At 66.9% G+C, this 24,416-nt stretch carries 19 protein-coding genes; 14 read left to right on the top strand and 5 right to left on the bottom strand.

Features of this window, described 5'->3' with window-relative positions:
* Positions 1-27 precede the first annotated feature (27 nt).
* From ABL312_RS15540 to ABL312_RS15530, 3 genes are all read left to right on the top strand, one after another.
* Positions 28-2,691: a TRAP transporter large permease subunit gene (locus ABL312_RS15540; protein ID WP_349358312.1), complete on the top strand. Its 2,664-nt coding sequence runs from the start codon at positions 28-30 to the stop codon at positions 2,689-2,691.
* Positions 2,692-2,940: 249 nt separating this feature from the next.
* Positions 2,941-6,408, top strand: coding sequence for an indolepyruvate ferredoxin oxidoreductase family protein (locus ABL312_RS15535; protein WP_349358311.1), 3,468 nt, complete (start codon positions 2,941-2,943; stop codon positions 6,406-6,408).
* A gap of 128 nt (positions 6,409-6,536) precedes the next feature.
* Complete coding sequence (locus ABL312_RS15530) at positions 6,537-6,683, top strand: hypothetical protein (protein ID WP_349358310.1); 147 nt, start codon at positions 6,537-6,539, stop codon at positions 6,681-6,683.
* A gap of 55 nt (positions 6,684-6,738) precedes the next feature.
* Here ABL312_RS15530 and ABL312_RS15525 read toward each other — a convergent pair whose 3' ends face one another.
* Positions 6,739-7,503: a response regulator transcription factor gene (locus ABL312_RS15525; protein WP_349358309.1), complete on the bottom strand. Its 765-nt coding sequence runs from the start codon at positions 7,501-7,503 to the stop codon at positions 6,739-6,741.
* Positions 7,500-9,521, bottom strand: a complete 2,022-nt coding sequence (locus ABL312_RS15520) for a PAS-domain containing protein (RefSeq protein WP_349358308.1) — start codon at positions 9,519-9,521, stop codon at positions 7,500-7,502. Before ABL312_RS15520 ends, ABL312_RS15525 begins: the two co-directional genes overlap by 4 nt.
* 262 nt (positions 9,522-9,783) lie before the next feature.
* Here ABL312_RS15520 and ABL312_RS15515 point away from each other — a divergent pair, with 262 nt between their 5' ends.
* The 8 genes from ABL312_RS15515 (at position 9,784) to ABL312_RS15480 (ending at position 18,891) form a co-directional block, all read left to right on the top strand.
* Complete coding sequence (locus tag ABL312_RS15515; RefSeq protein WP_349358307.1) at positions 9,784-11,772, top strand: AMP-binding protein; 1,989 nt, start codon at positions 9,784-9,786, stop codon at positions 11,770-11,772.
* Positions 11,769-12,596: an ABC transporter ATP-binding protein gene (locus ABL312_RS15510; RefSeq protein ID WP_349358306.1), complete on the top strand. Its 828-nt coding sequence runs from the start codon at positions 11,769-11,771 to the stop codon at positions 12,594-12,596. Before ABL312_RS15515 ends, ABL312_RS15510 begins: the two co-directional genes overlap by 4 nt.
* A 13-nt stretch (positions 12,597-12,609) precedes the next feature.
* Positions 12,610-13,506, top strand: a complete 897-nt coding sequence (locus tag ABL312_RS15505) for a branched-chain amino acid ABC transporter permease (protein WP_349358305.1) — start codon at positions 12,610-12,612, stop codon at positions 13,504-13,506.
* Between the two features lie 33 nt (positions 13,507-13,539).
* Positions 13,540-14,616, top strand: coding sequence for a branched-chain amino acid ABC transporter permease (locus tag ABL312_RS15500; RefSeq protein WP_349358304.1), 1,077 nt, complete (start codon positions 13,540-13,542; stop codon positions 14,614-14,616).
* A 107-nt stretch (positions 14,617-14,723) separates the two neighbouring features.
* Complete coding sequence (locus ABL312_RS15495) at positions 14,724-16,055, top strand: ABC transporter substrate-binding protein (protein WP_349358303.1); 1,332 nt, start codon at positions 14,724-14,726, stop codon at positions 16,053-16,055.
* A gap of 43 nt (positions 16,056-16,098) precedes the next feature.
* A complete protein-coding gene (locus tag ABL312_RS15490) occupies positions 16,099-16,917 on the top strand; it encodes an ABC transporter ATP-binding protein (RefSeq protein ID WP_349358302.1) in 819 nt (272 codons plus the stop codon).
* 116 nt (positions 16,918-17,033) lie between these two features.
* Positions 17,034-18,275 (top strand): phenylacetate--CoA ligase family protein, encoded by a 1,242-nt coding sequence (locus ABL312_RS15485; RefSeq protein ID WP_349358301.1) that lies wholly within the window; start codon positions 17,034-17,036, stop codon positions 18,273-18,275.
* A 166-nt stretch (positions 18,276-18,441) separates the two neighbouring features.
* A complete protein-coding gene (locus tag ABL312_RS15480) occupies positions 18,442-18,891 on the top strand; it encodes a response regulator (RefSeq protein ID WP_349358300.1) in 450 nt (149 codons plus the stop codon).
* Positions 18,892-19,031: 140 nt separating this feature from the next.
* Here ABL312_RS15480 and ABL312_RS15475 read toward each other — a convergent pair whose 3' ends face one another.
* Entirely contained in the window at positions 19,032-19,574 is a 543-nt protein-coding gene (locus tag ABL312_RS15475) for a response regulator (protein ID WP_349358299.1), read from the bottom strand.
* Between the two features lie 316 nt (positions 19,575-19,890).
* On the opposite strand from ABL312_RS15475, the gene hemH reads away from it, so the two are divergent.
* The 3 genes from hemH to ABL312_RS15460 all read left to right on the top strand — a co-directional run bounded on the left by hemH (position 19,891) and on the right by ABL312_RS15460 (position 22,617).
* Entirely contained in the window at positions 19,891-20,922 is a 1,032-nt protein-coding gene (gene hemH, locus ABL312_RS15470) for a ferrochelatase (RefSeq protein WP_349361428.1), read from the top strand.
* 226 nt (positions 20,923-21,148) lie between these two features.
* Positions 21,149-22,144 (top strand): SPFH domain-containing protein, encoded by a 996-nt coding sequence (locus tag ABL312_RS15465; RefSeq protein WP_349358297.1) that lies wholly within the window; start codon positions 21,149-21,151, stop codon positions 22,142-22,144.
* Positions 22,145-22,149: 5 nt separating this feature from the next.
* Positions 22,150-22,617 carry an NfeD family protein gene (locus ABL312_RS15460; RefSeq protein WP_349361427.1) on the top strand — a complete coding sequence of 156 codons (468 nt, stop codon included), beginning with the start codon at positions 22,150-22,152 and terminating at the stop codon, positions 22,615-22,617.
* 80 nt (positions 22,618-22,697) lie between these two features.
* On the opposite strand, the gene ABL312_RS15455 is transcribed toward ABL312_RS15460, so the two are convergent.
* Together ABL312_RS15455 and ABL312_RS15450 are read right to left on the bottom strand one after the other, a co-directional pair.
* The gene (locus ABL312_RS15455) at positions 22,698-23,549 is read right to left on the bottom strand and encodes a flagellar motor protein MotB (RefSeq protein WP_349358296.1); all 852 of its coding nucleotides are present in this window, start codon (positions 23,547-23,549) and stop codon (positions 22,698-22,700) included.
* Between the two features lie 58 nt (positions 23,550-23,607).
* Positions 23,608-24,375, bottom strand: a complete 768-nt coding sequence (locus ABL312_RS15450; protein ID WP_349358295.1) for a MotA/TolQ/ExbB proton channel family protein — start codon at positions 24,373-24,375, stop codon at positions 23,608-23,610.
* Positions 24,376-24,416 lie beyond the last annotated feature (41 nt).

Below are 24,416 nucleotides of genomic sequence, written 5' to 3'. Positions count from 1 at the left end.
CGTCCCCATGCCGATGGGTCTCGGACTATGGAATTGTTCTTTCTCGCTCTGCTGGTCGTGCTGATGGCCGCCGCGCTCGGCTCGGGCTTTCCGGTCGCCTTCGCGCTTCCCGGCTCGGCCATTCTCACCATCGGCCTCGCGGCGCTGGCCGGCTATCTCTTCGCCGGCAACACGGATGCCTTCTTCGCCCATGGCGGGCCATCGCAATGGCTGAGTGCCGGGGTCACGAATTTCAGAGGCATCTACTGGGAAGCGGAACGAGATACGCTCATAGCCATCCCGCTCTTCGTGTTCATGGGCATCATGCTGCAGCGCTCGAAGATCGCCGAAGACCTGCTCGTCACAATGGCGCAGCTGTTCGGGCCGATCCCCGGGGGACTGGGCATTTCCGTGGTCTTCGTCGGGGCGCTGCTGGCCGCAACCACCGGCATTGTCGGCGCCACGGTGGTGGCCATGGGGCTGATCTCCCTGCCGGCCATGCTGCGCAACAATTACTCGCCGTCGCTGGCGACCGGCACGATCGCCGCCTCGGGCACGCTCGGGCAGATCATCCCGCCCTCCATCGTTCTGATCATTCTCGCCGACCAGCTCGCCAGCGCCGTGGACCAGGCCGGCTCGCTGCGCCAGACGCTCTATCGCGACAGCACCGGCGAATTTTCCATGCCGTCCGACTTCGCCGTCACCTCGACGAGCGCGGGCGAAATGTTCCTCGGCGCCTTCATTCCCGGCATGGTGCTGGTCGGGCTCTACATGCTCTTCATCATGGGCTTCGCGCTCCTCAACCCGAAGTCGGCGCCCGCCGTGCCGCGCGAGGGCACCTTCGACCGCGCCTTCTTCGCCAAGGTGTTCGTGACCCTGATCCCGCCGCTTGCGCTGATCTTCCTGGTGCTGGGCTCGATCCTGGCCGGCGTCGCGACCGTCAACCAGGCGGGTGCCATCGGCGCCATCGGCGCCATGATCATGGCGGGCTACCGGTTGCGCGAGGGGGAGAAGGGGGCCTATACGCCGGCCGTGCTGGCCGTGGTCGCGTTGCTGGCCATCGCCGTCGCCGTCAGCTTCTACGACATCAATATCCGTCTCGTTGAAACGTCGGAGGATGTTCTCGGCCTCGTCATCGCGCTGATCGCCGTATCGCTGCTGCTGATCGCGGTGTTCTGGAGCGGCTGGCGGACCCTCACGATCTCCGACACGCTGCGGGGCGTGATGATCGAGACGGCGAAGACCACCTCGCTCGTCTTCATCATCCTGCTGGGCGCGGCGATGCTGACCTCGGCGTTCCGGGCGTTCGGCGGCGAGGAGATCGTCAAGAACTTCCTGCAAGGGCTGCCCGGCGGTTTCTGGATGCAGTTCCTGATCGTGATGCTGGTGATCTTCATCCTCGGCTTCTTCCTCGACTTCATCGAGATCGCCGTGGTGGTGGTGCCCATCGTGGCGCCGATCCTGCTCGCCGATCCGTCCGCCAATGTCACCGCCGTGTGGCTCGGCGTGATGATCGGCCTCAACATCCAGACATCGTTCCTGACCCCGCCCTTCGGCTTCGCGCTGTTCTACCTGCGCGGCGTGGCGCCATCGGCGGTCAAGACAACGGCGATGTACAAGGGCGTGATCGCCTTCATCGGGCTTCAGTTGCTGGCGCTCGCGATCGTCGGATTCTATCCGCAGTTGGTGAACTATCTGCCCAACCGCGCCTCGCTGCTGTCGGAAACGGCGCCGCCGCCGCTCAATCCGCGTTTGCAGTATTGCATGGAGAAATATGTCGCCGAGCGGTTCGAGACCGAAGGCGACGATCTCATCGCGGCCATCCAGACGGCGCGGGGGCTCGATCTCTCCTATCTTCCCGAGGATTTGCGCGAGGATCTCGCGGAGAGTTTCGACAAGGCCGAGAACAGCCTCGCGCTCATGAAGGAGATCACGGACGCCGAGGCCGCCGTCGCCGTGGCCGCGGTGGACTATCGCCCGCTGCATGTCGAGGTGCGCGCGCTGCAGCGTGACATGCGGCGCCTCGACGCGCGGATCGAGGAACTCCAGGTGATCGTCAACCGCTCCGGCGAGGGGCAGATCTATTCCGCCGAGCGCGGCGAGCGGGCCCGCGCGACCATCGCGGAGCTGGAGGCGGAGAAGGCGGCGCTGGAGGCGCGGATCCCGGAGGACTGGGAGCCGCGCCATGACGCCTTCGCGGAGATCCAGACCGCGGAAAACAGGGCGCGCATGACCTACCGGCGCAATGCGGACGATGCCTATGAGCCGCTCAACGAGGTGCGCATGGTGATCGCCGACACCGACAAGCTGGCGGCGCTGGAGAACGACCTGCGCGGGCTGGAGGGCGAGCTCGACACGCTGGACAAGGACGCCTTCGTGGAGCGGATCACCGAGGTGCGCAGTCTGGTCGGTGACGTGGAGGGCGCGGGCGACGTGCGCTCGGCGGTCAACGACGCGCGCTCGGCGATGCGCTCGCGCGAGCCGGACCCGCAAGCCGCGCGCGCGGCCATCGCCGAGGCTATCGCGCTTTTCGAGGCGCAGATGGTCTGGCGCGCGCGGGCCTCGGAAGAGCTTCTTCCCGGTCTCGCCGCCTATGATGCCGCGATCCGGGACACCATCGGCCTGCGCGGTCAGGCGCGGCTGCCGCGCGAACACGCGCTCTATGTCGCGGCCTGCAACTCCGAGCACCGGGACGTGTCGCTCAGCTTCTGACGGCGGGCCGGGGCGTGCGCCCGGCCCGACCCGAACCGGCCGGGTCGCCGGATCGCGTCGCGCGATCCGGCGACGTCCGTGCATGCTCCAAGCCCGCCAGGACGCGACGTCGCGGGTCGGCACGCGCTGATGCGAAAGGCGTTTTTCCCACGCAAGCCTTGATCGCCCGGTGCCTCAGGCGTTTTACTCACGGCTTGTGCCCGCGGCCTTCGCCGACGGCCGTTCGCCTTTCGCAAGGATCTGATGCTCATGACGCGCAACCGTGTTTCGCTGGATGACAAATACGACCTCTCCAAGGAGCGGATCTTCATCTCCGGCACGCAGGCGCTCATCCGGCTGGTCCTGATGCAGAAGGAGCGCGACCGGCGCGCCGGGCTGAACACCGCCGGTTATGTCACCGGCTATCGCGGCTCGCCGCTGGGGGCGCTCGATCAGCAGTTCCAGCGCGCGGGCAAGCTGCTCGCGCCCGCCGACGTCGTTTTCCGTCCGGCGATCAACGAGGATCTTGCCGCGACCGCCCTTTGGGGCACGCAGCAGGCGGAGATGCGCGGCGAGGGACGCTTCGACGGCGTCTTCGGCATCTGGTACGGCAAGGGTCCGGGCGTCGACCGCTCCGGCGACGCGTTCCGCCATGCCAATCTCGCCGGCACCTCGCCGAACGGCGGCGTGCTCGCGCTGATGGGCGACGACCACACCTGCGAAAGCTCCACCACCGCGCATCAGTCGGAATTCGCGCTGGTCGACGCGATGATGCCGATCCTCAATCCCGCCGGCGCGCAGGAAATTCTCGATTTCGGGCTCTACGGCTGGGCGCTGTCGCGCTACGCCGGCATCTGGGCCGGTCTGAAGCTGGTGAAGGACAATGTGGAATCCACCGCGTCCATCGACGGCCGCCTCGACCGGGTCGCGCCGGTATGGCCCGATTTTCCCATGCCGCCGGGCGGGGTCCACATTCGTCCCTCCGATCCGCCGCTCGCCCAGGAAGCGCGGCTGCACGAGATCAAGCTGCCGGCCGCACGCGCCTTCATCGCCGCCAATGCGCTCGACCGGGTGATCCTGTCGGGCGGCCGCGACCGGCGCATCGGCATCGTCTCCACCGGCAAGAGCTTTCTCGACGTGGTCGAGGCGCTCGACGCGCTCGGCATCGACGAGGTCAGGGCCGCCGATCTCGGCCTCGCCTTCCTCAAGATCGGCTGCACTTGGCCGCTCGACGCGACGCGCCTCGGCGATTTCGCGAGCGGGCTCGAACTGCTGATCGTGGTGGAGGAAAAGCGCGGGCTGATCGAGAGCCAGGCCAAGGAGATCCTTTACGGCCGGGCGAATGCCCCGGCGGTGATCGGCAAGCAGGACGAGACGGGCGCGACGCTCTTCCGCGCCGCCGGCGCGCTGGAGCCGATGCGCATCGCGCTGGAGATCGGGCGCCGCGTCCAGGACCGCCGCCCGACAGAGGCGGTGGGCGCCCGATTGGCGGATCTCCAGGCGCGGGTCGAGCGGCTGGAGCGCACCGAGGATGTGGCGAACCGCACGCCCTATTTCTGCGCCGGCTGCCCGCACAATTCCTCCACCCGCATTCCCGAGGGCACGCGCGCCTATGCCGGCATCGGCTGCCATTACATGGCGCAGTGGATGGACCGCAACACCGAAGGCTACACCCAGATGGGCGGCGAGGGCGCCAACTGGATCGGCGAGGCGCCGTTCTCCAGGACAGGGCACGTGTTCCAGAACCTCGGCGACGGCACCTACAATCATTCCGGCGCGCTGGCCATCCGCGCGGCCAAGGCCGCCGGCGTCAACATCACCTACAAGATCCTCTACAATGACGCCGTGGCGATGACCGGCGGGCAGGCGCACGACGGCGGGCTGACGGTGCCGGAGATCGCGGCGCAGGTCGCCGCCGAGGGCGCGCGTCGGGTCGCCATCGTCACCGACGAGCCGGGCAAATATCCCGTCGGCATCGCCTGGCCGGAGGGCACGACCATCGACCATCGCGACGATCTGATCGAGGTGGAGGGCGGTCTGGCGCGCGAGCCGGGGCTCACGGTGCTCATCTACGACCAGACCTGCGCGGCGGAAAAGCGCCGCCGGCGCAAGCGCGGCACCTTCCCCGATCCGGACGAGCGCATCGTGATCAACGATCTGGTGTGCGAGGGCTGCGGCGATTGCGGCGTGCAGTCGAACTGCGTGGCGATCCAGCCGGTGGAGACCGAATGGGGCCGCAAGCGGCAGATCGACCAGTCGTCCTGCAACAAGGATTTTTCCTGCGTGAAGGGCTTCTGCCCCTCCTTCGTCAGCGTCAAGGGCGGTGTGCTGAAGGGGCGCGCGGTCACTCCACCCGAAGCGCCCTCGGTGCCCGAGCCGGAGATCGCGCCGCTGACGCGCACCCATTCGGTGCTGATCACCGGGGTCGGCGGCACCGGCGTCGTCACCATCGGCGCGGTGATCGGCATGGCCGCCCATCTCGACGGGCTCGGCTGCGGCATCATCGACATGGCGGGGCTGGCGCAAAAGGGCGGGGCGGTGACGAGCCACCTGAAGCTCGCGCCTCGGCCGGAGGACATCTCCGCGATCCGCGTCGGGCCCGGCTCCGCCGATCTGGTGCTCGGCTGCGACATCGTTGTGGCGGGCACCGCCAAGGTGCTCACCGCGATGCGAAAGGGCGAGACGCGCGCGGTCATCAACACGCATGAGACCCTGCCCGGCGATTTCGCGCGCAATCCCGATTTCAGCCTGCCCGGCCGGCGGCTCGTGGCGGCGATCGAGGAGGCGGCGGGCGCGGACACGAGCCGCTTCGTCGACGCCACGACGGTTGCGACCGATCTCTTCGGCGATGCGATTGCCGCCAACATGTTCCTGCTCGGCTACGGCTGGCAGATGGGCGGACTGCCCGTGACCCGCGAGGCGCTGGAAGAGGCGATCCGGCTCAACAAGGTGTCGGTGGAGATGAACCTTGCCGCCTTCGCCTGGGGGCGGGCGGTGGCGGCCGATCCGCAGGCGGTCGCGCGGGTCGCGCGGGCGCGACCCGAGCCGCGCGGGCATCATCGCCTGTCGGAAACGCTGGATGAGGCCATCGACCGGCGCGCGGTGTTCCTGACGGAGTATCAGGATGCGGCCTATGCCGAGACCTACCGGGCCCGCATCGCGGCCTTGCGCAAGCGCGCCGAGCCGCTGGGCGCGGCCGGCGACAAGGTGCTGGACGCGGCCGTGCGGCAGCTCTTCCGGCTGATGGCGATCAAGGACGAATACGAGGTCGCGCGGCTGTTTACGGCGCCTGCCTTCGCCGAACAGCTCGCGGATACCTTCGAGAGCCACGAAAGGCTCGAGTTTCATCTGGCGCCGCCGCTTCTCAGCCGCACCGACCCGCGCACCGGGCGTCCGGCCAAGCGCCGCTTCGGCCCCTGGGTGCTGCCCGTGTTCCGCATTCTGGCGCGGCTGAAGGGTTTGCGCGGCGGGGCGCTCGATCTCTTCGGCCGTACGGCCGAGCGCAAGATGGAGCGCCGCTTGCGCGACGACTACGCGCGCATCCTCGACGAGGTCGCCGGATCGCTGTCGGCGGAAAACGCGGAGCGCGCGGCCGCGCTGCTTGCCTATCCGGAGAGCATTCGCGGGTTTGGCCCGGTGCGGGAACAGGCGGCGCGCGAGGCGGAAGCCCGCGTGCCCGCGCTGCTCGCCGCCTATCGCGCGACGGCGGGGACGCGGGACCTGGCGGCGGCCGAGTAACCTCGCGCCGGCTGCAACCGGCGTGCGCCATCTTGCGACCGCAGGAGGCGCGCCCGGTGTGGTCGAAGAAAGTATTTTGAACCGGATCGGATCCGTTTTCTGATGGTCCCCTTTCCAAGGGGGATGTCATGAAACGCTGGAGTCTCGTCTGCCTCGCGGGTCTTGCGCTGGCCTTCGCCACCGTGTCGGTGCATGCGCACGGCGGCGGCTGTCGAAAGGACAGCCCTCCGGGCAAATGCTGCCATGCCGGATCGCAGCCGTACCACTGTCACTGAGCGTGGACGGGCGCCGACGAGGGGCGGTTGCGGATGCGGCTTTCGGCCGGCCGGCTCAGCCGTCGCTCCAGGTGACCTGGGCGGTGAGCATGTAGCCCGAGCCATAGACCGTGCGGATCAGCGGCGGTTCGTCGGGCCGGGTCAGCTTCTTGCGGATGCGGGAAATGCGCACGTCGATCGCCCGATCGAGGGTGTCGTCGCGTCCGCCGTGCTCCAGCAGGTGATCGCGCGACAGGACGCGTTTGGGCGCGCGCAGCAGGGCCGTCAGGATCGCCGCCTCGCCGGTCGACAGGAAACTTTCCTCGCCGTCGGGCGCCAGCAGGCGGTGCGACTCGGGCTCGAAGCGCCAGCCGGCGAACCGCGCGACCCTGTCGCCGGCATCCCGCACGCCGGCGGCCGGCGCCGGGCTTGCCCGGCGCAGCAGCGAGCGGACGCGCGCCACGATCTCGCGCGGATCGAAGGGTTTGACGACATAGTCGTCGGCGCCGAACTCAAGCCCCATGATCCGGTCGGAGGCATGGGCGCGCGCCGACAGCACCAGAATGGGAACGGGCCCGCGCGCGCGGATGCGGTTGATCGCATCCATCCCGTCCATGTCCGGCAATCCGAGATCGAGGATCACGGCGGCCGGCGGATCGGCGGCGAGTTCGCTGAGGGCGGCCTCGGCGGTCGCGAAGGCGACGGGCGCGAACCGATAGGTGCGCAGCGTGTCGCACAGAAGGTCGCGGATGTCGCCGTCGTCCTCGATGATGAAGACGCGCGCGCCATCCGGATCGGTCGCGCCCGCCTCGCGTGCGGAGACGGGATCGGGATGTGTCATGATGCGAGAATCCCGCTGACGGTCTTGGCAAGCATACGTGTTGTAAAGGGTTTCGACAGGACCGGACAACCGGCACGGGCTTCCCCGGGACCCGTACCCTGCCCCGTACCTTGGCCCGTTTCCCGGTTGGGGCCCTGGCGATAGCCGCTCATCAGGGCGACCGGCAGGCCCGGGCGCAGGCGATGCACCTCGCGCACAAGCGCCAGCCCGCTCAACTGACCGGGCATCACGATATCCGACAGGACCGCGCGGATGTCGTCCACGTCGCGCACCAGATCGAGCGCATCGCCGGTGTCGCCGGTCACCAGCACCGTGTAGCCGAGGTCGCACAGCTGGTCGCGCACGACATTGGCCACATCCGCATCGTCGTCGACCAGCAGGATCAACTCGCCCTTGCCGGTGGCCGACGCGCTGACGTCGGCCGGGTCCTCGGTTGGCGTTTCGGGCCCGAGCGCGGGCAGCAGCAGGCGAATGTCGGTGCCCTTTCCCGGCGCGGAGTCGATCGCGATGCCGCCGCCGGCGCGCCGCGCGAAGCCGTAGACCGTCGGCAGGCCGAGCCCGCTCCCGGTGCCGAAGGGCTTGGTGGAAAAGAACGGGTCGAAGGCCTGACGCCGCACCGCATCGCTCATGCCCACGCCCGTGTCGGACACAAGGATTTCCGCGTAAGCGCCGGGGGCCACGCCGGCCCGGTCGGCCTCCGCCTCGGTGAGGGTCCGGCGGGTCAGCGTCAGCGCGATCTCGCCGCCGTCCGGCATGGCGTCGCGGGCGTTGAGCACGAGGTTGACCAGTGCGTTTTCCAACTCGCCCGCATCGGCGCGGGCAACCACCTCGGTGTCGCGCAGGTCGCAGCGCCAGGCGATGGTGCGCGGCAGCGACTTCGACAGAAGCGCCTCGATGTTGGCGATCAGCGCGGCGAGGCGCACAGGCTTCATGTCCGGCGCGTCGCCGCGCGCGAAGACGAGCAGCCGCCGGGTGAGATCGGTGCCGCGCTGCGCGGCCTGGAAGATCGGATCGAGATGAGCGGTGAGGTCCGGCATGGCGGGTGCCTCCGCCTTGCGCCGGAGCGCCAGCACGTTGCCGATGATGATGGTCAGCAGGTTGTTGAAGTCATGGGCGAGCCCGCCGGTGAGCTGGCCGACGGCCTCCATGCGCTGGGCGTGGGCGAGCGCCGTCTCGCTGCGCTTCTGGTCGGTGGCGTCGAGCGACAGGACGAAACAGCCGAGCGTGCGGCCGTCGAGGGTGCGGTCGGGGATGAGAGTCGAACGCATGTGCGCCAGACGCCCGTCCGGGCGGGCGCGGGAATACTCGTAGGCGACCGCGTGGCCGCGAAACGCCTTTTCGATCTGCGGACCGATCTCGGGATAGAGATCCGGCCCGATGACCTCCTCGGCCGATTTGCCAATGATCGACTCCACCGTCTGATCGAACCATTTGGCGTAGCGGCGGTTGGCGAAGCGATAGACCGGACCGGGGCCGAGATAGGCGACGAGCGCGGGGATATTGTCGGTGACGAGGCGGAGCCAGTCCTCGCTCTGGCGCAGCTGGCGGGTGCGCTCGGCGACCGTACGCTCGAGCGTCGCCTGGTGCTCGCGCTCGCGCGTGATGTCGGTGTAGGTGGTGACGAAGCCGCCGGCGGGCAGCGGCGCGCCGCTGATGAGAACCACCTGCCCGTCCGGGCGCACGCGCTCGAAGGTGTGCGGCTCGAACAGCCGCGCCCGCTCCACCCGGCGCGCGATCAGCGCATCGACATCGCCCTCGCCATATTCGCCGCGCTCGGCGTTGACCCGGAGAAACGCCTCGATGTGGGTGCCGCGGCGCGCCAGATGGCGGGGGAAGTCCAGCAGCTCGAACAGCCGGCGGTTCCAGCCGACCAGCTCCAGATTGGCGTCGAAGACGGAAAAGCCCTGGTTGATGTGGTCGAGCGCCGCCTGCAGCAAATCGAGACGGTCGCGGCTGACATCCGCGCCGGCAGGCTCCCGGGCTTCGTTCTGGGCTGCGGTCTCGACGGGGTTCGACATGGGCAAAGTCTAGCCGAGCGGATCGAGCGGGTGAACGAAAAACCGGCGCCGGGACGGGGCGATTGAAACGGTTCGACACAATTCGATCATACTGACGCAATGCAGGCGACCTACCGTGACGCACATGCGCTCCGTCGCGTCAATCGCGCCCTATTCTTCGAAAAGAGAGAAAGGGTTGATCCGGCCGACAGATGATAGTCTGATAGCGCTGAAATTATCGTGACCCTGGACTAACCGGGGCGCAAAGAGGGGAAGAAACGCAATGGCAGGGTCGCCCGTCGTCGAGCGCCTCGACGAGGACACCTTTCCGAAAATCCTGTTGCGCAACGCCAAGGTCTTTGCCGACCGGCCGGCCATGCGCGAGAAGGATCTCGGAATCTGGCAGGCATGGACATGGGCGGAGGTGCTGGAGGAGATCCGCAGTTTCGCCATCGGCTTGCAGGATATCGGCTTTCGCGCCGGCGACAAGGTCGCGATCATCGGCGCGAACCGGCCCCGGCTGTACTGGTCGATGGTCGCCGTCCAGTCGCTCGGCGGCGTTCCGGTGCCGATCTACGCCGACTCCGTCGCCGAGGAGATGGCCTATGTGCTGCACCACGCGGAGGTGAAATTCGCCTGCGTGGAGGATCAGGAACAGGTCGACAAGGTCCTGTCCATCTCGCAGGAAGTGCCGGGATTGGAGCATGTGATCTACGACGATCCCCGGGGGCTGCGCGACTACGACCACACACGGCTGCATTCCTTCGAGGCGATGCAGGACGCCGGCCGCCAGGCGCTCGCCGCCGACCCGGGCCGCGAGACGGCGTGGCTTGACGGCATCGCCCGCACCAAGGGAGAGGACATCTCCGTCATGCTCTACACCTCGGGCACCACGGGGCGTCCGAAGGGCGTGATGCTGTCCTTCGACAATCTCGTGATCTCCGGGCGCAACGGCAACGCCTTCGACAAGCTCGACGAGACGGAAGAAACGCTCGCCTATCTGCCGATGGCGTGGATCGGCGACCACGTGTTCTCGCTCGCCCAGGCCTATACCGCCGGCTATTGCGTGAACTGCCCGGAGAGCCTGGAGACCGTGCTCTCCGACCGCCGCGAGATCGCGCCGACCTATTTCTTCGCGCCGCCGCGCGTCTTCGAGGGCCTGCTGACGCACATCATGGTGCGCATGGAGGATGCCGGAAAACTGAAGAAGAAGATGTTCGACGTCTTCATGGAGCATGCCCGGCGCGTCGGCGAGCCGTTGCTCAACGGCGAGAGCGTCGGCTTCAAGGACCGGCTGCTCTACAAGCTCGGCGAGATCTTCGTCTACGGGCCGCTGAAGAACCAGATGGGCTTTTCCCGCATGAAGGTCGGCTACACCGCCGGCGAGGCGATCGGCCCGGAAATCTTCCGCTTCTACCGCTCGCTCGGTCTCAACCTGAAGCAGCTCTACGGCCAGACCGAAGCCAGCGTCTACATCACCATGCAGCCGGACGGCGAGATCCACGGCGATACGGTCGGCACGCCGGCGATCGACGTCGAGGTGAAGATCGCCGACAACGGCGAGGTGCTTTATCGTTCGCCCGGCGTCTTCGTCGGCTACTACAAGAACGAGGAGGCGACGCGCTCGACCAAGACCGAGGACGGCTGGGTGCTGACCGGCGACGCCGGCTTCATCACCGAAAACGGCCACCTCAAGATCATCGATCGCGCCAAGGACGTCGGCAAGCTCAACGACGGTGCGCTGTTCGCCCCGAAATACATCGAGAACAAGCTCAAGTTCTTCCCCAATGTGAAGGAGGTCGTGGCCTTCGGTCACGAGCGCGACTATTGCGCCGTCTTCGTCAACATCGACCTGACGGCGGTGGGCTCCTGGGCGGAGCGCAACAACGTCAATTACGCGTCCTATCAGGAACTGGCGGCGCATCCGCAGGTCTATCAGATGATCCAGGAGCATGTGGATCAGGTGAACCGGGACCTGGCCGGCGAGCCGATGATGGCGGGCGCCCAGATCCGGCGCTTTCTGATCCTGCACAAGGAGCTCGATCCCGACGACGGCGAGCTGACCCGCACGCAGAAGGTCCGCCGCTCCTTCATCGCCGAACGCTACGCCCCGCTGATCGAGGCGCTCTACGACGGCTCCACCTCCAAGCACGTGCGCACCGAGGTCACCTATGAGGACGGGCGCAAGGGGTCTCTGGAGGCGACGGTGGAGATCCGCGACATGACCCCCTATCCCGCCTCGGGCGCGAACCTGAAGGAGGCGGCCGAATGAGTGCCTTTGTCGATCCCGCCAGCACGGCGGGCCATTCGGGCCTGTCGGGCGGCGACGTGCTGCTGCGCGTCGACAATGTGTCGCTGTCCTTCGGCGGCGTGAAGGCGATCACCGACATCTCCTTCGACATCGTGAAGGGCGAAGTGCGCGCCATCATCGGCCCCAATGGCGCCGGCAAGACGTCGATGCTCAACGTCATCAACGGCTTCTACCACCCGCAGGAGGGCACGATCACGTGGCGCGGCAAGGTGCGGCGCAAGATGAAACCCTATGAGGCGGCCAGCAACGGCATCGCCCGCACCTTCCAGAACGTCGCGCTCTTCAAGGGCATGACCACGCTCGACAACATCATGACCGGGCGCGGGCTGAAGATGAAGAAGAACTTCTTCTGGCAGTGCCTGCACTGGGGGCCGGCGCTCGACGAGGAAAACGAGAACCGCCGGAAGGTCGAGGAGATCATCGACTTTCTCGAGATCCAGGCGATCCGCAAGACGCCGGTTGGGCGGTTGCCCTACGGCCTGCAGAAGCGGGTGGAGCTGGCGCGGGCGCTCGCCATGGAGCCGGAGCTGCTGCTCCTCGACGAGCCGATGGCGGGCATGAACCTCGAGGAAAAGGAGGACATGAGCCGCTTCATCCTCGACGTGAACCAGCAGTTCGGCACCACGATCGCGCTGATCGAGCACGACATGGGCGTGGTGATGGATCTGTCCGACCGCGTCGTGGTCCTGGATTACGGACGCAAGATCGCGGACGGCCCGCCGGAAGAGGTGCAGGCCAACCAGGATGTGATCGACGCCTATCTCGGCGTTCCGCACGAAGATTAAGGGGCAGCGCGACATGTCGTTCTTCATCGAAACCGTATTGTCCGGCCTGATGGCCGGGGTGATGTACTCGCTGGTCGCTCTCGGCTTCGTGCTGATCTTCAAGGCGTCAGGCATCTTCAACTTCGCGCAAGGGGTGATGTGCCTGTTCGCCGCGCTGACCTTCGCCGGCATCATGGAAAAGACGGGCGTGCCCTGGCCGATCGCCTTCGTGCTGACCATCGGGGTGATGGTGCTGGTCGCCTGGATGGTGGAGCGCTTCGTGCTGCGCCATCTGGTCAACCAGGAGCCGATCATCCTGTTCATGGTGACCATCGGGCTCGCCTATGTGCTGGAAGGCGTCGGCGACATCCTCTGGGGGTCGGACGTCAAGGTGATCGACATCGGCCTGCCGACCGGCGCCTCCGACTTCATGCTCGACAATTTCAACATCTACATCGAGAAGCTGGAACTGTTCGCCGCCGGCGTCGCCGCCGTGCTGGTCGCCTTCCTGGCGGTGTTCTTCCAGAAGACGCGGATCGGCCGGGCGCTGCGCGCGGTGGCCGACGACCATCAGGCGGCGCTGTCGGTCGGCATCTCGCTGCAGACGATCTGGGTGATCGTGTGGTCGGTGGCCGGCTTCGTGGCGCTGGTCGCGGGCACCATGTGGGGCGTGAAATCGGGCGTGCAGTTCTCGCTGTCGCTGATCGCGCTCAAGGCGCTTCCCGTGCTGATCCTGGGCGGCTTCACCTCCATTCCCGGCGCCATCGTCGGCGGGCTGATCATCGGCGTCGGCGAGAAGCTCGCGGAGATCTACGTCGGCATCTACGTCGGCGGCGCGATCGAGAACTGGTTCGCCTACATGCTGGCGCTCGCCTTCCTGCTGGTGCGGCCGCAAGGGCTGTTCGGCGAAAAGATCATCGAACGCGTGTGACGCCGGGCGTCCCTCAAACAGGGTGAGAATTCCATGCTTTATCGTGAAGCCGGCCAATTCAAGACGTCCTATACGGCCGATCAGGGGATCTTCCCGATCGCGCAGGACCGGTGGGTCGTGTGGGCCTTCGTCGCCTTCGCCTTCCTGGTGGTGCCCTTCGTGGTCAACGACTATTGGGCCAACGCCATTTTGCTGCCCCTGCTGATCTACGGCATGGCCGCGCTGGGGCTGAACATCCTCGTCGGCTACTGCGGGCAGATCTCGCTCGGCACCGGCGGCTTCATGGCGGTGGGCGCCTATGCGTCCTACAAGCTGATGACCGCCTTTCCGGAGATGAACATGATCTTCGTGGTGCTCCTGTCGGGCGGCATCACGGCGGCGGTCGGGTCGATGTTCGGCCTGCCATCCCTGCGCATCAAGGGCTTCTATCTGGCGGTCGCGACGCTGGCCGCGCAGTTCTTCCTGGTGTGGCTGTTCAACAAGGTGGGCTGGTTCTACAATTATTCCGCCACCGGTCAGATCACCGCGCCGGAGCGCATGATGTTCGGCTACGCGCTCACCGGGCCGGCCGCCGAGCCTTGGGTCAAATACCTGTTCTGCCTGACCTTCCTGGCCGTCTTCGCGCTGATCGCCAAGAACCTCGTGCGTGGCCGCATCGGCCGGAACTGGATGGCGATCCGCGACATGGACATCGCCGCCGAGCTGATCGGCGTGCGTCCGCTGATGACCAAGCTGTCGGCCTTCGCGGTGTCCTCCTTCTATGTCGGCATGGCCGGGTCGCTGCTGTTTTCCGTCTATCTCGGCGCGGTCGAGGTGGGCGAAGTGTTCGGCATCAACGTGTCCTTCCTGGTGCTGTTCATGGTGATCATCGGCGGGCTCGGCTCGATCGTCGGATCCTTCATGGGCGCGGCCTTCCTGGTGCTGCTGCCGATCCTGCTGAAGAACGGCATGGTCGACGGTCTCGGCATGATGCCGGTCACGGCCAAGCACGTGGAAATCCTGTTGATGGGCCTGTTGATCATCTTCTTCCTGATCGTCGAGCCGCATGGCCTCGCCCGGCTGTGGCAGATCGCCAAGGAGAAGCTCAGGATGTGGCCCTTCCCCTACTGACGGGTCCCGTCCCGGCGGGATCCCAAGCGCGGCGGCGCGAACCAAACCAACCACAACGCCGCTTGCGAGACTGACCTGAAAGCTTGTGTTCCATGGGAGGAAACAGCATGAAACTGACATATCTCACAGCCGGTCTGGCCGCTCTCGCGGTGGCTGCCCCGGTGGCCGCAACGTCGGTGGCGACGCCGGCGGGAGCCTATGAACTGACGATCCCCTCGCTCGTCTACCGCACCGGTCCCTACGCGCCGGGCGGCATTCCCTTCGCCAACGGCTACGCCGACTATTTCACGCTTCTCCAGGAGCGCGACGGCGGCATCAACGGCGCCACGATCAATCTCGTGGAGTGCGAGACCGCCTACAACACCCAGCAGGGCGTGGAGTGCTACGAGAACACCAAGGGCCAGGGCGAGAGCGGCGCGCTCGTCTATCAGCCGCTGTCCACCGGCATCACCTATCAGCTGATCCCCAAGGCGTCGGTCGACGAGATCCCGCTGTTCACCATGGGCTACGGCCGCACCTCGGCGGCCGACGGCAAGGTGTTCCCCTGGGTGTTCAACTTCCCCAGCACCTATTGGGACGCGGCGTCGGGCATGGTGAACTACGCGGCGGCGATCGAAGGCGGGGCGGAAAACCTGTCCGGCAAGACGATCGCGCTCGTCTATCACAACTCGGCCTACGGCAAGGAGCCGATCCGCACGCTGGAAAAGCTCGCCGAGAAGCATGGCTACACCCTGGAGCTGCTGCCGGTCGACCATCCGGGCCAGGAGCAGAAGGCCACGTGGCTCCAGATCCGCCGCATGCAGCCCGACTGGGTGTTCATGTGGGGCTGGGGCGTGATGAACCAGGTGGCGGTCAAGGAAGCCTCGTCCATCCGCTTCCCGATGGACCGCTTCGTCGGCAACTGGTGGGCCGGGTCCGAGCATGACGTGCAGCCGGCCGGCGAGGGCGCCAACGGCTATCTCTCGGCGACCTTCCATGCGCCGGGCGCGGACTTCCCGCTGCATCAGGAGATCCTCAAGACCGTCTACGACGCGAACAAGGGCGCGGGCGAGCGCGAGCGTGTCGGCGAAGTGCTCTATAACCGCGGTCTCATCGCCGCCGTGTGGACCGTCGAGGCGATCCGCAAGGCCATGGAGATCAAGGGCTCCAACGAGATCACCGGCAAGGACGTGCGCGAGGGCCTGGAGGCGCTCAACGTCACGGAGGAGCGGCTCGCCGAACTTGGTCTGCCCAACTTCACCTACCCGGTGGAACTGTCCTGCGCGGTGCATTCCGACCCGGGCACGGTGCTGATCCAGCAGTGGGACGCCGCGGCCGGCAACTGGAAGGTGGTCGCGACCGGGATCGAGCCGGACCGCGAGGTCATCACCCCGCTGATCGAGGCCGACGCCATGGCCTATGCCACCGAGAACAACATCACGCCGCGGGACTGCAACTGATCGTCCTTGCGACGATCGCAGTTCCGGCAACGTGGAGCCGAAAATGACCGAGACGTCCGCTGATCCCATCCTTTCGGTGAACAACATCGAAGTGATCTACGATCATGTCATCCTGGTGTTGAAGGGCGTCTCGCTCACCGTTCCCGAGGGGGGCATCGTCGCCCTCCTCGGGGCCAATGGCGCCGGCAAGACCACCACCTTGAAGGCGGTGTCCAACCTGCTCGGGGCCGAGCGCGGGGACGTCACCAAGGGATCGATCGTCTTCGACGGCGATCAGGTGCAGGCCCTGTCGCCCAACGATCTGGTGAAGCGCGGCTGCATCCAGGTCATGGAGGGCCGGCATTGCTTCGGCCATCTGACGATCGAGGAAAACCTGCTGACGGGCGCCTATACCCGTCGCGACGGCAATGCCGCGATCCGCGAGGACCTGGAGAAGGTCTATGCCTACTTCCCGCGCCTGCGCGAGCGGCGCGGCAGCCAGGCCGGCTACACTTCCGGCGGCGAGCAGCAGATGTGCGCCATCGGCCGGGCGCTGATGAGCCGGCCGAAGATGATCCTTCTCGACGAGCCGTCCATGGGGCTGGCGCCGCAGCTGGTGGAGGAAATCTTCGAGATCGTGAAGGAGCTCAACGCCAAGGAGGGCGTCTCCTTCCTGCTGGCGGAGCAGAACACCAACGTCGCGCTGCGCTACGCCACCTACGGCTACATTCTGGAATCGGGTCGCATCGTGCTCGATGGCGATGCCGCCGCGCTGCGCGAGAACGAGGACGTCAAGGAGTTCTACCTCGGCGTCGGCGGAGAGGGGCGCAAGTCTTTCCGAAACGTCAAACACTATAAGCGGCGCAAGCGCTGGCTCGCCTGAGCCGCCGTCGCGCCTGCCGGTTTCGCACGCCATGCCGCGCGGGCGCGGTCCCGCCACGGGGGGCTTGTGTCCAGCGCGCGGCCGGGTGTCGCCAGACTACCGCAAGGGATTGAGCCATGAGCAGCGAGCATTTCGACGACCTTGAAACGCAGGATCCCGCGCAACGCGAGGCCGACCTGTTCGCGCGGCTGCCCGATCATGTCGCCTATGCGATGGCCGGGGCGCCGGGCTGGGCGGAGCATCTCGCCGGCGTCGATCCCGCAGGGCTGCGCGACCGTGCCGCGCTCGCGAAGCTGCCGGTGTTGCGCAAGCCGGACCTGATGGCGGCGCAGGCGAAGACCCCGCCGTTCGGCGGCTTCGCCGTGCCGTCCGCGGCCTCCGGCGGCCGGGTGTTCATGTCGCCGGGCCCGGTCTGGGAGCCGCAGGGCGCGGGCGCCGATCCCTGGAACGGCGCGCGGGCCTTCTTCGCCGCGGGCTTTCGCGCCGGCGATCTGGTGCATGTGGCGCTCGCCTATCAGATGACGCCGGGCGGCTTCATCCTCGATCACGGGGCGCGGGCGCTCGGCTGCACGGTGTTTCCCGCCGGCGTCGGCAACACGGAAGGTCAGGTCGAGGCGCTCGCCACCCTCAGGCCCGTCGGCTATGCCGGCACGCCGGACTATCTCAAGGTGCTGCTCGACAAGGCCGACGAGATGGGCCGCGACGCGTCGAGCGTGACGAAGGCGCTCGTCTCCGGCGGGGCGCTGTTCCCCAGCCTGCGCGCGGAATACGCTGACCGGGGCGTGGCGGTGCTGCAGGCCTATGCCACCGCGGATCTCGGCGTCATCGCCTATGAGAGCGCGGCGGACGAGGGCATGATCGTCAACGAGAACCTGATCGTGGAGATTGTGCGGCCGGGCACGGACACGCCGGTGCCCGAGGGGGAGGTCGGCGAGCTCGTGGTCACCAGCTTCGATCGGACCTACCCGCTGATCCGCTTCGGCACCGGTGATCTCTCCGCGCTGATGCCCGGCCGCTCGCCCTGCGGGCGCACCAACATGCGGCTCAAGGGCTGGATGGGCCGCGCCGACCAGCGCACCAAGGTGAAGGGCATGTTCGTCGATCCCAAGCAGATCGCGCAGCTGATCGCGCGCCATCCCGAGGTCGTGCGCGCGCGGCTCGTTGTCGAGCGCCACGGCGAGCAGGACGCGATGCGTCTTCTCTATGAAACTGAGGCCGCCGCCGAGGGGCTCGATGCCGCGCTGGTCGCGACCCTGCGCGAGGTCACCAAGCTCGGCGGGTCGGTCGCGCGCGTCGAGACCGGCGCTCTGCCCAACGATGGCAAGGTGATTTCCGACGAACGCGCCTACGACGGCTGAGCCGTCCCGCCTTCTGACCCCTCGCTTGTCGCCGCCCGGGACCTGGCCTTCGGCGCCTTGCGGACGCCTGCCAGGGCCGTGAAACGTTTCTCTTGCTTTGTAACCATTCGCCGTCCTATCCAATCCTTTGGCACTGCGGCGATGCCGAGAGGGGTGAGCGGTCGGCATGAAGGGTGGCGAGCAGGACGGTCAGGGCGCGGCCATCCTCCTGGTGGAGGACGACCCGGACGACGTGCGCATCATCGTGAAGGCGCTCGAGACCTCGCCGATCCCGGTGGCCATCACCACCGTCGACAACGGGCACGCGGCCCTTGGCGAACTCGAGCGGATCAGCGCCGCCGGGGAGGCGCCGCCCGATCTCGTTCTCCTCGATCTGAACCTGCCGGTGCTCAGCGGCACGGAGTTTCTCGCACGGTTGCGCAAACATGCCGTCTTCGGGGCCATTCCCGTTTGCGTGTTCACCACGGCGGACGACGCGGTCACCATCCGCCGGGCCTATGCGGCCGGGGCGAATGCGGTTGTGACCAAGGCCGACAGTCTGGTGGGCATGAGCGAGGCGCTGCACACGATCGTCGAGTTCTGGTTCAAGGTGGCGGAGCGCTACGGGCCGAACTGACGACGCCGCCCGGCGCGCGGTCAGCTCGGGGGTCGACCTGGAGCATTTCTCGGGAATGCTGACTCACTCGAAATGCTTAATGTCCTTGTCTTCAAGAAATTTCGCGAGCGCACGAGTCTCCGGCCTTTGCTGAAATTGCTCTAGAGGTAGACGATCTCCGTGTCGTCGAACTCGCCGGGCGCGGCGCGCGGATGCGCAGCGGGCTCAGCCTCCGGCTGCGCGGGCGAGGCGGCCGGAGCACGCCGCGCTTCCAGCAGCGGCGCCGCCTTGGCGTCCACCTGTCCGAGTGCGGCATCGACATGGGATTTCAGGATGCTGACGGAGAAGGGCTTGACGATGACCGAGCTTGCGTCGAGTTCCGCCGCCTGCTGCAGCAACGCGATATCCACATGGGCGGACATGATGATCACCGGCGTGACCGCGGTGCGCGGGGTGTCGGAGGCGCGCACCCGCGCCAGCACCTCCGCGCCGCCGCCTTGCGGCATGCGCCAGTCGAGCAGGATCACGTCGACCGGATGGGTCTTGAGAGAGCGCAGGGCGGCGCGCCCGCTCGGCGCCTCGGTGATGCGCGTGTAGCCGATGGAGCGGAGCATGCCGCGCACCAGCCGCCGGGTGAAGGCGCTGTCGTCGATCAGCAGGATCGAGGTGGGCAAACGGGACGGCGGGGCAAGCGGCGGCGCCATGTTCGAACTCCTCCCGATGGACGCGCGGACGCGGCGATCTTCGACCTCGTGAGTTCTGACAGGATCGCTTCAAGGATGCGTTAACGACGCCGCTTCGCGATCCTGTTTTGCCATGCCGTCGCGCTGTGTCAGCTTGTCGCGGTGGAAACAAAACTTTTCCGCCCGTGCCTGCGTATGACAGCATGAGTGTGGACAAACGCCCGTGGCCGCCTTAAGTGCCGCGCGGGAGCAAGACAACGCGATCGGGAGCCCCATGGACAGCATGAGCGTCATCGACCAGGAACCTGCCCAGGATCAGACGGACCGCGCCAGGGAGATGCGCCGCATTCGCCTGCCGGCCGATCACCCGAAGGTGAAAGCCGGAAAGATCGGCGTGCTGCTGGTCAATCTGGGGACGCCCGACGGCACCGACTTCCGCAACATGCGCAAGTATCTCAAGCAGTTCCTGACCGACAAGCGCGTCATCGAATGGCCGAAGGCGCTGTGGTACCCGATCCTCTTCGGCATCGTGCTGAACACGCGCCCGACCAAGTCGGGCAAGGCCTATGAGGAGATCTGGAACAAGGAGCTCGACGAGTCGCCGCTGCGCACGATCACGCGCTCCCAGGCCGCGAAGCTCGCCGAGGCGATCGCTGATGACGATGGGCCGGTCGTGGTCGACTGGGCGATGCGCTACGGCAATCCGTCGATCCCCTCGCGACTGGAGTATCTGCGCGACCAGGGCTGCGAGCGGCTGCTCGTGTTTCCGCTCTACCCGCAGTATTCGGCCTCCACGACCGCGACCGTCAACGACGTGGTGTTCCAGGAACTGACCAAGCTGCGCTGGCAGCCGGCGCTCAGGACCGTGCCGCCCTATCACGACGATCCCGTCTATATCGACGCGCTGGCGACCTCCATCGAGACGAGCCTTGCCGGGCTCGACTTCGAGCCGGAACTCGTGGTCGCCTCCTATCACGGCATTCCGCAGTCCTACTTCAAGAAGGGCGATCCCTATCACTGCCATTGCCACAAGACGACGCGGCTGCTGCGCGAGCGGCTCGGCTGGCCGGAAGACAAGCTGAAGATCACCTTCCAGTCCCGCTTCGGGCCCGAGGAATGGCTGCAGCCCTACACCGACAAGACCGTGGAAAGCCTCGCCGAATCCGGCGTCAAGCGGCTGGCGATCGTCAACCCGGGCTTCGTCGCCGACTGTCTGGAAACGCTGGAGGAAATCGCCGGCGAGGCGGGCGAGATCTTCGAGGAACACGGCGGCGAACATTTCGCGCATATCCCCTGCCTGAACGACAGCGAACCGGGGATGGACGTCATCCGGACCATCGTGGAGCGGGAACTGTCGGGCTGGATCTGATCCGGTCCGAGCCTCCCGGCTCGGCTCCGCACGCCCCGGTCATGGCCGCGCGGCGGACGATGTTTGCGGTCTTTTCGGACGGACATTGAAACTCCAGCCTTGCGCCGGGCGCGCAAGCGCGTACATCTCTTGGCGCATCGCCGGGTGAGCGGCGCCGCGCGGGGCGGCGTGCCGGTCCGGCGCGACCGCGGAGCCTTTCGGGCGGCCGCGCACAGGGAGAGCGCTCATGCTGGAGGGAGTTGTCGGCTTCGACATCCTCGTCGTCGTCCTGTTCGTCCTGGCCGTTCTGGTCGTCTTCTCCGGGGTCAAGACTGTCCCGCAGGGCTTCGCCTTCACGGTCGAGCGCTTCGGCCGCTATCGCAAGACGCTGTCGCCCGGCCTCAATTTCATCGTCCCCTTCGTCGACCGCATCGGTCACCGCATCAACATGATGGAGCAGGTGCTCGACGTTCCCTCGCAGGAGGTGATCACCCGCGACAACGCCACGGTGATGGCCGACGGCGTGACCTTCTATCAGGTACTGGACGCCGCGCGCGCCGCCTATGAGGTCGCGGGTCTGGAGAACGCGATCCTCAACCTGACGATGACCAACATCCGTTCGGTCATGGGCTCGATGGATCTCGACGAACTCCTGTCCAACCGCGACGAGATCAACGCGCGCCTGCTCAGGGTCGTGGATGCCGCCGCCGCGCCCTGGGGCATCAAGATGACGCGCATCGAGATCAAGGACATCAACCCGCCGCGCGACCTCGTCGAGGCGATGGGCCGGCAGATGAAAGCGGAGCGCGACAAGCGCGCCGCCATCCTGGAGGCCGAGGGCAAGCGTCAGGCGGATATCCTGCAGGCGGAAGGCGAGAAGCAGTCGCTGATCCTGGAGGCGGAGGGGCGCCGCGAGGCCGCCTTCCGCGATGCCGAGGCGCGCGAACGCGCCGCCGAGGCCGAGGCCAATGCCACCCGCATGGTGAGCGAGGCGATCGACGCCGGTGACGTGCAGGCGATCAACTATTTCGTCGCCAACAAATATGTCGAGGCGCTGGGCCAGTTTGCCGGATCGCCGAACCAGAAGCTCCTGATCCTGCCGACCGAGACGACCGCCGTGCTGGGGTCGCTTTCCGGCATCGCGGAGATCGCCAGGGAAGCCTTCGGCGGCGAAACCCCGCAGCGCCGTCGCAAGCCGACCGTGCCGGAGACCGGCGCGCGGGAGGGCGGAGACGGCGCATGATGAGCATCGTGGAACGCATCATCCTCGAGCTCGGGCCCTGGACCTGGTGGATCGTCGGTCTTCTGCTGCTCGGGCTGGAGGTGATGGCGCCGGGAACCTTCTTCCTGTGGTTCGGCGTCTCCGCGCTGGTCGTCGGCACGCTCGCGCTCTTCGTGGACATCGCCTGGCAGGCGGAAATCGTGCTGTTCGGGGTGCTGTCGCTCGCCAGCCTGCTGGTCGGGCGCATGCTGATGCGTCAGCGCGCCGACAGCGAGGGCGATCCGTCCCTCAACCGGCGCGGCAGCCGTCTCGTCGGGCGGGTGTTCGTTCTGGACGAGCCGATCGCGCAGGGCGACGGACGCCTTCGCATCGACGACACCATCTGGCGGGTGACCGGTCCGGATTGTCCGGCCGGAACGCGGGTGCGGGTCGACGGACTGGACGGGCCGGTGCTCGTCGTCGCGCCGGATCCGAAAGCCCCCGCCGGGGGGTGATCGCATGACGCCGGTCCCCGGCGGGCCCGCCCGGTCGCACGCGTTGGCGCCGTGTCAGGCGGACGCCTCCGGGCACTGGTTCAGGGATTATGGCCGGCCGGCAGCGGCGGCGCCTCGTTCATCAGGAGGATGCCGATGCGGCGGTTGGCCGCCAGATAGGGGTCGTTGGGAAACAGCGGCTCGGTATCCGCCTTGCCGACGACGCCGTAGAACCGCTCCGGCGGGATCCCGTATTCCGACAGGATCTGGCGCGCGGCATTGGCCCGGTCGGCGGACAGTTCCCAGGCGGTGTAGCTCGGGTTGATCGCCGCGCCGCCGGATGTGGTATGGCCGGTGATCTCGATGCGGTTCGGCATGCGCGCGATCACCGGGGCCATCTTGGCCAGCAGCCGCCGGGTGATCTCATACGGGTACTTCGACCCTTCCGGGAACATCGAGCGTCCGTCCTGGTCGACGAGCGTGATGTTCAGACCCTCGTCGGTCTCTTCCAGAATGATGTTGTTGGACACTTCGGTGATGTCCGGCATCTCCTGCCAGGCTTGGCGCAGCGACGCGGCGGCGGTGGCGAACTGGCGCGGCTTTTCGATGTCGGCCTCGCGCGTGTCGTGCGTGTTGGCCTCCGGGCCCTGCTTGCGCCGCTTTTCGTGCCGTTCCTCGGAGAAGTCGGAATCCAGTTCCTCCGGCACCTGGGTGATGTCCTTCATGTAGTCGCGGATCGGGATGCCCTCGATCTCGATCACCCCGGTGCGGCGCGACTGTTCCTTCACGCCGAAGGCCTCGCGCATCGAGCCGGCCACGACCTGAAGCTTCTGCTTGTCCTGGATCGAGAAGGAGATGATCAGCACGAAGAAGCAGACGAGCAGCGACATCAGGTCCGCGAAGGTGACCAGCCACTCCGGGGCGCCGCCGCCAGCTTGCTTCTTCTTGGCCATGACGTTGGTGTCCTTTCGCCCTCTTCGTCCGGCGCGTGCCTGTCCGCCGCGTGCCCCGTCAGGCCGCTTCGGCGAGCTCCGCGCGCTGCTTTTCGGGCAGGTAGGCGACCAGCATGTCGCGGATCAGGGCCGGGCTCTTGTTCTCGCGGATCTGCATCACACCGTCGATGACGAGGGTCTGATTGACCTCCTCGACGTCGAACTTGGAATCGAGCTTGTCGACCAGCGGCAGGCAGACCACGTTGGAAATCAGCGCGCCATAGAGCGTCGTCAGCAGCGCGATGGCCATCGACGGGCCGATGGTGGAGGGATCGTCCATGGTGGCAAGCATCTGCACCAGACCGACCAGCGTGCCGATCATGCCGAAAGCCGGCGCGGAATCGCCGAGCGCCTTGAACACGCGCTTTCCTTCCGAAAGCCGCTCCAGGTAGAGATCGCGCTCGCGCTCCATCGTGTCCTTGATGAAACTGGCCTCGTAGCCGTCGGCGATATATTGCACGCCCTTGGCCAGGTTCGGGTCGCTGACCTCGACATTCTCCAGACCGAGCGGGCCGGACTTGCGCACCGTGTCCGCGAGGCTGGTGACTTCCTCGATCAGGTCGCGCGGGCTCACCTTCTTGTGGGTGAAGGCGACCTTGCTGCCGACCACGAAGGCGCTGCCGATGCCGGCCAGCGGAAAGCGCACGAGCGTTGCCGCGAAACCGCCGCCCAGCACGATCAGCATCGACGGGACGTCGATGAACTGCGTGATGTTGCCGCCGAGGAGGATGGCGATCACGACAACGGTGAAGGCGGCAATGATGCCGATGATAGAACTGAGATCCATGGTCCTGTCATGCTCCGGAGCTGGTCCTGACGACCGGGAAC

It is taken from the genome of Stappia sp. (genome assembly GCF_040110915.1).
Lineage (GTDB): Bacteria > Pseudomonadota > Alphaproteobacteria > Rhizobiales > Stappiaceae > Stappia.
The sequence above is the reverse complement of the archived record's forward strand: the minus strand, read 5'-3'. Positions and strand labels throughout refer to the sequence as shown.